The sequence below is a fragment of the Blautia coccoides genome (assembly GCF_034355335.1).
Lineage (GTDB): Bacteria > Bacillota > Clostridia > Lachnospirales > Lachnospiraceae > Blautia > Blautia producta.
Genome location: NZ_CP136422.1, coordinates 4,146,209 through 4,158,423 on the forward strand (window position 1 = coordinate 4,146,209; position 12,215 = coordinate 4,158,423).

The 12,215-nt window shown below is 48.3% G+C and carries 9 protein-coding genes; 4 read left to right on the top strand and 5 right to left on the bottom strand.

The genetic code is table 11. From position 1 onward, the window contains the following. Positions 1–13 precede the first annotated feature (13 nt). From BLCOC_RS18665 to BLCOC_RS18675, 3 genes are read right to left on the bottom strand one after another with little or no spacing between them, the layout of a single operon-like run. Entirely contained in the window at positions 14–2,443 is a 2,430-nt protein-coding gene (locus tag BLCOC_RS18665) for a glycoside hydrolase family 31 protein (RefSeq protein WP_115623028.1), read from the bottom strand. Positions 2,444–2,465: 22 nt separating this feature from the next. Then, positions 2,466–3,299, bottom strand: a complete 834-nt coding sequence (locus BLCOC_RS18670; RefSeq protein ID WP_018596553.1) for a carbohydrate ABC transporter permease — start codon at positions 3,297–3,299, stop codon at positions 2,466–2,468. After that, positions 3,296–4,171 (bottom strand): carbohydrate ABC transporter permease, encoded by an 876-nt coding sequence (locus BLCOC_RS18675; RefSeq protein WP_018596554.1) that lies wholly within the window; start codon positions 4,169–4,171, stop codon positions 3,296–3,298. The genes BLCOC_RS18670 and BLCOC_RS18675 overlap by 4 nt, the downstream gene beginning before the upstream one ends. A 165-nt stretch (positions 4,172–4,336) precedes the next feature. Here BLCOC_RS18675 and BLCOC_RS18680 point away from each other — a divergent pair, with 165 nt between their 5' ends. Continuing rightward, entirely contained in the window at positions 4,337–6,145 is a 1,809-nt protein-coding gene (locus tag BLCOC_RS18680) for a sensor histidine kinase (RefSeq protein WP_029468468.1), read from the top strand. After that, positions 6,138–6,896, top strand: a complete 759-nt coding sequence (locus tag BLCOC_RS18685) for a response regulator transcription factor (RefSeq protein WP_029468467.1) — start codon at positions 6,138–6,140, stop codon at positions 6,894–6,896. Before BLCOC_RS18680 ends, BLCOC_RS18685 begins: the two co-directional genes overlap by 8 nt. A 110-nt stretch (positions 6,897–7,006) precedes the next feature. Here BLCOC_RS18685 and BLCOC_RS18690 read toward each other — a convergent pair whose 3' ends face one another. After that, positions 7,007–8,350, bottom strand: a complete 1,344-nt coding sequence (locus tag BLCOC_RS18690; protein ID WP_115623029.1) for an ABC transporter substrate-binding protein — start codon at positions 8,348–8,350, stop codon at positions 7,007–7,009. Between the two features lie 275 nt (positions 8,351–8,625). Between BLCOC_RS18690 and BLCOC_RS18695 the strand changes: the two genes are divergently transcribed. Continuing rightward, complete coding sequence (locus BLCOC_RS18695) at positions 8,626–10,512, top strand: beta-N-acetylhexosaminidase (RefSeq protein WP_165907143.1); 1,887 nt, start codon at positions 8,626–8,628, stop codon at positions 10,510–10,512. Between the two features lie 128 nt (positions 10,513–10,640). Next, entirely contained in the window at positions 10,641–10,970 is a 330-nt protein-coding gene (locus BLCOC_RS18700; RefSeq protein ID WP_115623031.1) for a hypothetical protein, read from the top strand. Positions 10,971–11,165: 195 nt separating this feature from the next. On the opposite strand, the gene BLCOC_RS18705 is transcribed toward BLCOC_RS18700, so the two are convergent. Beyond that, on the bottom strand, positions 11,166–12,215 hold the full coding sequence (locus BLCOC_RS18705; protein WP_029468463.1) for an NAD(P)H-dependent flavin oxidoreductase: 1,050 nt from the start codon (positions 12,213–12,215) through the stop codon (positions 11,166–11,168).

Consider the following 12,215-nt stretch of genomic DNA (forward strand, 5'->3'; position numbering starts at 1 on the left):
CATTATCCTGTTTTTACAGACAAACCTTTACAGGTTCCCCTTTATATATAAATTCTTTTGTTTTTCCACTGCACACAGCCATACATTTTCTGTGTTTTATACTTTGAGGGAAGTCATAGGCTGCGTCCCCTATTTCCAGAACTCTTTCCCTGTCCTTCCATACCAGAGAAATCCTGTTGCATCTGCCCTGTTCGTACTCATATCCGTCCCCTGCGTCTTCGTAAAGAGTAAAGCGTGCATCACAGCCCGGATATATATGGAACTCCACAGCGCTGTCCTTTTCCTCCTGGGCATAAGTAAGTCCCTGCTCCATGGGAAGAATACTGCCTGCTTTCACAAACACGGGTATGGAGGAAAGCTCTGTCTTCCTCTGGATCCACTGTCTGCCCTCATAATATGTCCCGTCCTGAAGATCATACCACCCCGGGCCTTCCGGCAGGTAACACTTCCAGGTCTTCTCTCTGTCTAACGGCCTGCTCTCCTTTTCGTAGTACATAGGTTCTGTCACCGGACATACAAGAAGGCTGCTGCCGAACATGAACTGGCTGTCCATACCCGCCGCTGTCTTATCCTCCGGGAAATCAAAGAGAAGGCTTCGCAGCATAGTGTAATCCTCCCAGTATACTTTTCCTGCCAGAGAGTAGATATACGGCATCAGGCGGTAGCGCAGACAGACTGCGTCCTGAAGCGCATCATAGAACATCTCTCCCGGCTTGCCGAAGTTCCAGATCTCCCTTGGCGTATCTGTTCCATGGGAACGGAACATGGGCAGGAACACCCCGTACTGGAACCAGCGCACATACAACTCCCGGTATCCCAGGTCACTAACCCCTTCCTCGTAATCACCTTTCCAGAACCATTTCGGTGCCGGATCCGTATTACAGTTACATCCGCGGTTCTGCCATTTATCCTTCACTGTAAAAAACGCGCCGATATCCAGTGTCCAGTACGGCATTCCGCTCATACAGAAGTTCAGGCCCTCTGTGATCTGTTTTTTAAAATTCTTCCAGGTGGCACACGTATCCCCTGACCATAACACCGTGCCGTACCGCTGGGAAGATGCATAACCGGAACGGGTTAGATTCAATACTCTTTTATCCGGTGCGGCTTTTCTCTGGTTCTCATAAATTCCCTGTGCATGGGCCACTGCATAGAGGTTCGCCCTTTCCGGACCCAGGAATTTTTTATGCTCTCCTCCCACCAGCGCATACCGTTCCCATGGCTCTCTCAATTCCCCTCCGTTCCAGTCCGCTCCGCTGAACGGCTCTGTGGAATCACACCACCAGGCGTCAAATCCGCCCGAAAACAGATCTCTTTCCGCCTGTCTCCAGTACATTTTTCTGGCTTCTTCACGAAACGCATCATAGGTGGACAGGTCATGAAGCAGGTATCCCGCCTCCTCAAATTCCCTGTGATCCTCTGTCCCGCCGTTCATGTTCGGCCAGACAGATACCATAGTATGCACATGCATGTTATGAAGCTCTTCCATAGCTGCAGTCAAATCAGGATAACGTGTCTTATCCACAACCTTGTTTCCCCAGCAGCCGTCTTCCCAGGTAAGCCAGTCCTGCACGATACAGTCAAGAGGCACTCCCCGTTTCCGGTACTCTGCTGCCACCTCCACAAGCTCCTGCTGGCTTTTGTATGCCTCCTTTGACTGCACATATCCAAATGCCCATTTTGGAAGCATCACTGCCCTGCCGGTCAGTGTCCTAAAACCCGACACAATTTCATCCAGTGTGTCACCGGCAATAAAGTAATGATCCATCTGCTCCACTGTATCCAGAAACAGATAGGAACCTCTGGCGTCATCCCCGAATGTCATAAGAGAGCCGCAGTCCGCCAGAATTCCGTAACCCCTGTCTGATACCAGAAATGGTATGGGAATCCGCATGTTGTGCTGATAGAGATACTGGACATTTCCTCTGTAGTCGTAAATGCCCTCCTCTCCCTGTCCCAGTCCATGAATCTGCTCCCCGTCCTGCCAGGAAAAATACAGTTTTCCTCTGTACGCCATATGGTCTGTGTGGGGCACCAGGTTTTTCACAAAGCTCCTCTCGCCGTCCACGGTCTTTACACGCTCAATGACCGGCTTCTCCCCGCCTGTGGAATACACCTCCACCGGGGTATCGACAAGCTCCTGTCCTATCTGCTTCAAAAGCAGCGTACCGTCAGGCTTTTTATATGTGATCTGCCCGGTGTTCCTGCAGATTTCCAGACTCATATAAGGCGCGGTGATCTTCAGCATATCCCCTTCCTGACAAACCTCCAGAGGCGTATCGGGAGGACGCCTGATATCAAGAGGTGACTCATCCAGGATCCTGTCCTTTTTCGTAAAGACACAGCGAATTATTTTTTCTCCGCATCCCTGAAGGAAAATCTGTCCATTCTCAGTAAATACCAGAATTCCCTTCTCTGTCTGTTCATAACCTGTGACTTTCATCTTTTCTCCTTTCCCGCCGGACTCACCCTTTGACAGCTCCCGCGGTCTGACCGCCCACTATATATTTCTGACAAACAAGATACATGATGATGACCGGAGCACAGGTCAGCAGAATGTCGGCGCAGATCAGATTCCAACTCTTCTGGAACTGACCGAAGAAGTTATACACTGCCAATGTCATAGGCCATTTTGTGGAGGAGTTCAGGAAATACAGCGGCATTACAAATTCATTCCAGTCATTTAAGAAACACAGTACGCCGGCCGTCACCATTGCCGGTTTCAGCATGGGAAGCACGATTCCAAAAAACAGTCTTCCCGGCCCGCAGCCGTCTATAACCGCAGCCTCATCCAGCTCTACAGGCACCTTGCCCACAAAACCATAAATGAGAAAGACCATAAACGGAAGCTGCACTGCCACATACAGCAGAATAATGCCGATGCTGGTATTGTTCAGGTGGGTTATCTGCATTACCTTCATAAGTGCCACATAGTTGATAGGAATCACAATCCCCAGCACCATGTACATGTAAAGAGCCTGATTGCTCTTACTGCTTCTTCTGGAGAAGACATAAGCCGCCATAGCCGCCAGAAAAACCGTGATCAATGTGGCACTGCACGCATACAGCATGCTGTTCAGGAAACTGGTCAGAAGCTTTCCTTTTTCGATCACCACTGCAAAATTGGTAAATACCCATTCTGTGGGGAGCTTCAAAGTCATGGTCATGGCCTCTGCATCTGATTTAAAAGCATTAATGATGATCAGAAAAAGAGGGATGAGCATGATCAGCGAAATGATCCATGACAAAACATTTTTCAGTACATTTATAATAGTTTTTTTGGTCTTACTGTTCATCATTCTTTCACCTCATTTCCGGTGAGAACCCGGATCATAAAGAATCCGATGATCACCATAAACACAAACATAATGGAGCTGATCGTGGTTCCCACCGCGTACATTCCCTGGGAGAACTGTTTAAACACTGCCGTATACATAACCTCTGTGGTGTGTCCGGGTCCGCCGTTGGTCAGGGCGTATACCATATCGAACACCTTCAGGCCGTACAGCACATTTAAAACAACAGTGACTGCCAGTGTTGGCCGCAGCAGCGGCAGGGTTATCTTCGTAAACTTCTTCCATCCGCCCGCTCCGTCGATCCCGGCAGCCTCGTAGTAGGTGGTGGATATGGATAAAATACCCACGATCAGGATGGTCATGATATAACCGGTCCCTCTCCAGACATCCACGCCCATTACGGAGAAAAACGCGATCTTAGGGTCTGTCAGCCATTTCTGTGTCAACCCCTCCATGCCGATGGTTCTCAGAAATTCATTGAGAAGTCCTGTCTTCGGGTTGAGGATAGAAGTAAATACAAGACCGATGATCAGGATGGAAAGTACAGAAGGCATGTACATGACACCCCTGTGAAAATTTTTCAGTTTGATGTCTTTTGAGAGCGCCAGGGCAAAGATAAGAGCCAGGCCGGTCTTCATCACTGTGGTCACAACCGTGAACAGAAGCGTGTTCCCTATGTACTTCATATAACTTTCATTACTTCCCAGGATCTGCCGGAAATTTTCCAGCCCCACAAAATGCACCTCCGTGGAATACGATGACCAGTCTGTAAAGGAATATCCGATACCAACCAGACCGGGCAGCACATAAAGCGCCGAATAGATGATCAAGGCTCCAATGGCAAAATACCATGGATAAATTTTTGACTTTTTCACTAAAATACCTCCCTGTTTTCCTTTTGATACTGTAATCTTACCTCATTATCCATTTCACTCACATGGGCAGGAATAATCAATTTATGTATTTTTTTAACCGCATATTGACATTCCTTCAGCAAATGTGCCATACTTCTTCCAGTGACTATTTTTAAGGGAGCGCATATGAAAAAGAAGAACCTACCACCTAAGAGTATTCAGAAAATCCTGAGAAACAGTTTTCTTGCTACCATGCTTTTTGTGCTGCTGTCCGCCACAGCCGTTTTTGTTGCTGTCCAGTATAAGAGCATGAAATCCAGTATCACCAGCAGTATCCAGCAGACCTGTTCCTCTGTGGCAAAGGATGTGGACCTGCAGATCAGCCAGATGGATACTGTGAGCATCAATGTGCTGTACTCCCATCTGATCAAGGATACCTTTGAAAATTACTCGGATCCGGACAGCTCGCTGACGGAGTACATGAAAAACCAGGCCGCCTCCATGCTCACCGGACTTCTGACCTCCATCCGAGGGGCCAACAGTACAGTCCGGCAGATAAATCTATATAATCTGGACCGGGGCTGTCTTGGCTCCGGCAATTATATCGGCTACCAGGATATCACAGCCTCCGAGCAGGACTGGTATGAGCCTACGATAAAGCGGGACGGATACCGTTATGTGGCTCCGCCCTCCCGCAATCAGTTTCTCTCCACCAGCAGCGGAACCAATAAGGACAGGTACTATCTGTCCCTGTACCGCCTCTATTTCAACAATTACCGGAAGCCCGCCGGTATTGTGGAAGTCATGCAATACTATGACACCACCTTTGAGAGAGCCTACCATCCGGATAGCAGCTATAATATTAAAATAATCGTGTATGACCCGGAGGGAAATGTACTGTTCCCTCTTTCAGAGGAGTCCGGGGATCTGTTCGATTATTTTGGCAGCCGTGACGGCGCGTCCAGAAAAACTCTGAAAAATACCGCCAGCGGCCGGAAAGAATATGTGTACTACAGCGATATGGAGCTGAGCGGCTTCACCACCGCAGTTGCCGTGGAGGAATCCCAGGTGTTTGCGCCCATTTTGAAAAACCTGACCCCTATCCTGCTCATAGTGGCGCTAATGACTGCCCTCTGTTATTTCATTGCCTACAAACTGTCCCAGCGGCTTGGACGCCCTTTGATACATATGTATGAATACCTGTCTGACGTGGATTTTGTGGAGCACTGGAAGGGGCTTCCCGTGGAGGATTCCCATGTAAGGGAAATAGACAAGCTGCGGGACTCCTTAAATGAATTCCAGGAACGGCAGAAAGATACCGTCCACTCCATGATGCTTTTAAAGGAACAGGAACTGCAGTCCCAGATGCTGGCTCTCCAGTCCCAGATGAACCCCCACTTTCTCTACAACTCCCTGGCCACATTGAGTGCCATGGCCGAGGAGGGCATGACCAGTGAGATCAGTCAGATGTGTATGGATATCACCGCTATCTTACGCTATATATCCTCCAACAAGCAGACCGTCTCCACCCTGGAGGACGAGCTGGAACATGCGATCCGCTACTTAAACTGCCTGAAGCTCCGCTTTGGCGATGCCCTGACCTTTGACGTGGATGTGGAGGATGAAATGCTGGAGATCACCATGCCCAAGCTCTGTATTCAGTTACTGGTTGAAAACGCTGTAAAATTCACCACACAGAGTACGCCCCCGCCATGGCATATCACCATTGAGGGGTTTATGGACAGAACAGAATGGTGTGTGTCCGTTAAGGACAATGGAACAGGATTCTCCAGAGAAGTCATCGACTCACTCCAGGAGAAGATCAACGAAATACGAAAAAGCGGCCTGCTTCCCAGCCTGGAGCTGGACGGCATGGGGCTAATGAATATTTACATCCGCTTTTACCTCACTTATCACGCTGTATTTATTTTCAATCTGGGCAATCTGCCGGAGGGCGGTGCCATTGTCACCATAGGAGGAAAAATAAATGATTAAGATCTCTCATTTTAATATTTTACTGGTGGAGGATGAGATCCTGCTTATGCAGAGTCTGGCTCGTCATATCGAAGAGCTGGATATGGGGTTCCGCGTTGTCTGCCAGACTGCCAACGGCCAGGATGCCCTAAAGCGTCTGGAAAAGGAAAACATCCATCTGGTCATCACTGATATCCGCATGCCGGTCATGGACGGTCTGGAGCTTGCCAAGGAGATCCATCTGAAATATCCCAGTATCAAGACTGTCATACTTTCCGGCTACGCAGAATTTGAATACGCCAAGGAAGCGCTCTCCCAGGGGGTTGTTGATTATCTTCTGAAACCCGTTGCCGCTGACCAACTGGAAAATACCCTGAGCAAAGTAAAGCTGGAGCTGGAGAAGACCTATGAACTGGAGGAAGACACCTCCCTCACAGGGCAGAATGCCGCCCAGGTGGTGGAATATGCAACGCTTTATTTAAAGGAACACTACATGGATGATGTGGATTTCAGCGCCTTCTCGCAGAAACTGGGTTTCAGCTCTGCCTATCTTACAAAGCTGTTCAACAAATACAAGGGCTGTACCCCGCTGAAATATCTCACGGATATACGCATCCATCAGGCCAGGGATCTGCTGCTGAACACAGACCTGACCATCCGGGAGGTAGGGGAAAGGGTCGGATATCCTGACCAGTTCCATTTCAGCAAGACTTTCCGAAAGACAACCGGAGCCAGCCCGTCAGCCTTTCGCAGCCAGTCCGACGAAAAATAAAAAAAACGGCCCGGAGCTTCCCTAACTGTTGCGCCCCGGAGCAAAAAAATGCACTGCCCAAATGGTTTCCCACATACGGCAGTGCACTTTTTATTTACTTTACCGGTTTTTTAATTCCATGCCTCATCCCCGGCTGCTTTTGCCTGGGTTTCCCGTCTGGAATCGATTGCCTGGAGAACCTCCTCAGAAGTCATTTCATCAATAAACATGGATACCATATCCTGTCCGATATCTCCCCACTGTGGGTTCAGATATTTGATGACATCCTGGAATACCACGCCCTGTTTTTCAAAAGAATCCAGGAATTCCTGGGTGTACGCGCTGTAAGCCGGTGTCTGTCCCAGATCATAGGGCAGGTTTTCCACTTTAGGCTCGTTGTCTATCATATGCTGTACGCTATCTTTTTTCGTGATATATTCCAGATATTGTTTCGCCTCGTCTACATGTTTGGAACCTGAATAAATAAAGCGTGACGGTCCGCAGGGATGCACGTTCAGCACGTCATTGTCCAGTGTGGGGATCAAAAACATACCGAAATCATCCTCTGTATATGTACCATCAGATGCCGCGGCGATCTCCGCGATGGTGCCCGGTTTTGCCATACTCATGGCAAACTCTCCTGTTCCCAGCGCCACAGGCAGATCCGCATATTCATCAGACAGATAGTTATCTCCGAAATAGCCTTTGTCAGCCAGTTCCTTCACCTGGTCTAAAACGGTCTTAAATTCTTCCACGTCTGCAAATTTGGTCTCATTGTTGTTCAGCTTGTCCGTAATACCGGGAAGCACATCCTCGTATTTTCCTCCGATCTCACAGAACCACATTACATGGTGCCATCCGTCACCTGCGCACTCATAAAATGGAGTGACACCTTTATCCAGAAGTGTCTGACAGACGCTCTCGAATTCCGCAAAAGTCTTAGGTTCTTTTAAACCGTTTTCCTCAAACATCTTCTTGTTGTATACAACATAGAAATCTGTAGTGGTATCAAAATATGTTGCCCCGTAGAGCTTTCCGTTCACACTGGTCTGCTCTTTGGCAAACTCGTTGTATGCGGCAACCCACGGTTCCCCTGACAGTTCCACTGCATTTTTTTCTATACTGTACTGGGATACCAGGTCATAGCTTCCTGACTGACCGCCGAAAATGTCGGGTCCCTCACCGCTGTTCAGCTTTGTCATCAGCAGATTATAATACTGGTCTGAGGGAACGATCTGATAGTCCACCTTGATCCCTGTCTCCTCCTCAAATTTTTGTCCCAGCTCCATCTCCGCGTCATATACCCAGTCCTGGCTGGCCATGATGGTGAGTGTGGTGTCTGATTTTTTACCGGAGCCGCCCTCCGCTTCTGCTCCTGTCTCTTTGCTGTCGGAACCACCGCTTCCTCCGCATCCTGTCATCATTGCCGCTGCCATAGCCCCGCATAACAAACATACCGCCAATTTCTTTTTCATTTTAGGAATACCTCCCTTGGATTTGATAGTTAAAGTATAACAATCCCACCGCTTTTATACCATGTATCTTCTCTCCCTGTTTTTGTCATTTTTTAACTTATATCTCATATAATATACGTCATCTTTGTATATTTTGTCCAGTATCTTCTTTTCATATTTGTGCATTATTAGTTACTATTGTTTCATACCAGATTTCACAGATTCTTTCGTTGACTCCTACCTTAAACTCCTTTACAATAAAGGAACATTGTAAAATGAATAAAAGGAGATTGCTTATGGGAATTTTTAACCTTGAACATATAGATCCGTCCCTGATACCCGGAGCCATGCTGACCGCGGAATATCTGGAAAAAGATATGGTCACAGACCGCCGCGTAGATATTCTCACAGAAAAAGGCGCAAGCGGCCTGTCCCTCCGTCTGGACGGGAACACAGCCCGCATTACATACAGCAGAACCACTGAATTTTTCCGGGGCCTGGGTATCATAAAGGAATGGATAAACGAAAACCGCCAAAGCGCTGCCAAGGAAGAACATCCTGCGTTTGAGCATCTGACCTACATGGCGGACTGTTCCCGCAACGCTGTGTGCAGCCCTGATTTTCTGAAAAAGCTACTTGTCAAGCTCTCCCTGATGGGATATGACCGTCTTATGCTGTACACAGAGGACACTTATGAGGTGGAGGGTTACCCCTATTTCGGGCATTTCCGCGGCAGATACAGCAGACAGGAGCTGCGGGAACTGGACCGTTTTGCCTCTTCACTGGGCATTGAGATGGTACCCTGTATCCAGACTCTGGCTCACTTAAACGCCATTTTCCGGTGGCCTGCCTTTGAACAGGTCCATGACACGGGAGACATTCTCCTGTGCAAAAGCGAGGATACCTACAGACTGATCGAAGCCATGATACGCACCTGGTCAGAGACCTTTCAAAGCCGCATCATCAACATAGGAATGGATGAGGCGGAGATGATCGGCCGCGGCGCGTACCTGAACCGATTCGGCTATGAGGAGCGCATTGACATTATGGAGCGCCATCTGCACCGTGTCCTGGAAATCTGTGAAAAATACGGATATACCGCTATGATGTGGAGCGATATGTTCTTCAAAATGATCTCCGGAGGGGAATATTATGGGAAGGAATTCCACATCACAGAGGAGATCAAAAAGAAAATCCCCGCAAATGTGGAGCTTCTCTACTGGGATTACTATTCCAGAGACGAGGAAACCTATGAGCAGATGATGAAATACCACAGAGAACTGGCCCCAAATGTGGGATTTGCCGGCGGAGCCTGGAAGTGGAATGGATATGCGCCCCTTTTAAACCACAGCATGCAGGTATCCCGGCTTGCCCTCAGACAGTGTCAAAAGCACGGGATCACCAATGTACTGGTGACAGGCTGGGGCGATGACGGCGGTGAGGCTTCCCAGTCCTCTGTACTGCCTGTGCTCTCTCTTTTTGCAGAGTATGACTATACACGATCTGTCAACGACTGTGACCTGGCACCCCGTCTTTTGGCATGTACCGGCGCTGTGCTTCAGGATTTTCTGAAATTGGACCTTCCTAATCTGACACCCGGAAACCTGCTGCCGGGAAAAATAAGTGCTGCCCCTGCCAAATATCTGCTGTATCAGGATGTTCTTATGGGCATCTATGACTGCCATGTGGATATACAGTCCTTCCCCAAGCATTACCGCCGCTGTGCCGAAGAGTTCCGGCTCATTGCAGAAAAGGGCGGGGAATACGCCTGTATCTTCCGGACCCTGCAGCGTCTCAGTGAAGTGCTTGCAGCAAAGGCTGTCCTGGGCATCAAAGCCAAAGCCGCTTATGAAGCAGAGGACAGAGCAGCTCTTTTTGAGACCGCTGATGCCTGTATCAATACCGCCGGACTGGTGGACCAGTTTAAGAATGCGTTACAGGACCAGTGGTTCCGTGAAAATAAAAGCTTCGGATATGAGGTTCTGGACATCCGTCTGGGTGGTCTCAAAGAACGGCTCAGAAGCTGCGCTGCCCGCATGAGGGATTATGCAGAAGGCAAGATCATCTGCATTGAGGAGTTGGAGGAGCGCCGCCTGCCCCTTCTGGCAGATAAGACCGGACAGCCTCTCTCCCCGGTCTGTGATAATATCTGGCGTGAGATGGTGACTGCCTCTGTAATATAAACTGTTTAAAGAGATTATATTATAAAATTTTTAGAAAATATGATTTTTATTCCATTTAATCATTGACTATTTTTTCTAAAAGAATTAATATAAAGATAACAAATAAAACGTGGAAAGGGGTGTTCATAATGTTGGAGAGATTGATAATCACTTTAATTTTTGCCGCTGGATTCCTGTTAGTCTGCTGGACTTTGATGGAATACTGGCTTCGTTCTTCCAGACGCACAACAGAAACGGGGTTACGTGATAAAACCATTTTTGTGATTGGCAAGTTCTGTCAGGCCATTCAGCAGAAAAAGAACTTCCGCCACATCTGGATGGAAGAAGAATTCGGAAATGCCCATCTGAACGACTTTCACAGTGTCAAAAACACAGCAGAGACAAATGAGCACGCCGAAGGCAGAGAACAGGGAAGCCAATATCAAGAGAAAAAATATAAAATGAAGGTCAATATGTAAAGCCTTCATCAAATAAATCCTCTTTTTAAGAGGCCCGGTCCGAATCCCTCGGCCGGGCCTCTTCTCAGCACAAAAGTCTTCATGAAAATCTTCATAAAATCTTCTTATAATTCCGGAAACAGGTGATACATACAAAAAACTGCCGCTTCCACAGTTTCCCGCAGATCGGCAGTTTTCATTTTTTTACGCAATCCCTTATTTTAGTTCATTCATGATATCTTCCACTGTCTCTATCTTATGGGAACGGTAAGCATTAGAGCCGCAGAACAGCAGCGCGTCCTCCACCCGTCCCTCCGCAGCATTCACCAGCGCCTGTGTGATACAGTAAGGTATCTCCGCCGGCCTGCAGGTGACGATGCAGTGATAACAGTGTTCAATCCTGCATTTTTCAGTCTTTACCCTGTCCATAAACGGATTTTTGATGGCTCTTCCCGGCATCCCCACAGGACTCTGTACGATGCAGATGTCCTCTTTTTCCGCCTGAAGGTATGCCTGTTTGTATTCCGGCGCTGCATCGCACTCCTCTGTGGTCACGAAACGGGTTCCCATCTGTACTCCGTCCGCACCAAGTGAAAGCGCATGGTCCATGTCCGCTCTATCATAAATACCGCCGGCTACCACCACCGGGATCTTCTTGCTGAATTTCTCCCCATATTCCTTTACTTTCTCTATGATGGATCGAATCACTCCGTCATAAGATTCATCCGTAAAGGTATCCAGCTCTTCCCGGGAAAATCCCAAATGGCCTCCGGCTTTTGGTCCTTCAATGACAACCAGATCCGGTGCCTTTTTATATTTTCTCTCCCACATACGGCAGATGACATTCAGAGATTTTAAGGAGGATACAATGGGAGCTATCTTTGTTTTGGTGCCCTCCACATATTTCGGCAGATCTATGGGCAATCCGGCTCCCGATATGATCAGATCCACGCCTGCCTTCACCGCTGTCTTTACATATTCCTCGTATCTCTGAGTGGCCACCATGATGTTCACACCTATGATACCGCCTTTTGCAATCTCTCTGGCTTTCCTGATCTCCTTTTCAATGGCTCTGTAATTTGCCTCAAAGGGATGCTGTCTGAAATCCGGCTCCCGCCAGCCGATCTGCGCGGTGGATATGACGCCTACCCCTCCGCAGGCAGCCACACTGCCCGCCAGACGGGAAAGGCTGATACCCACTCCCATACCGCCCTGTATCACAGGAATTTTAGCTGTTAAATCACCTATAATTAATGGTTTCCTCAT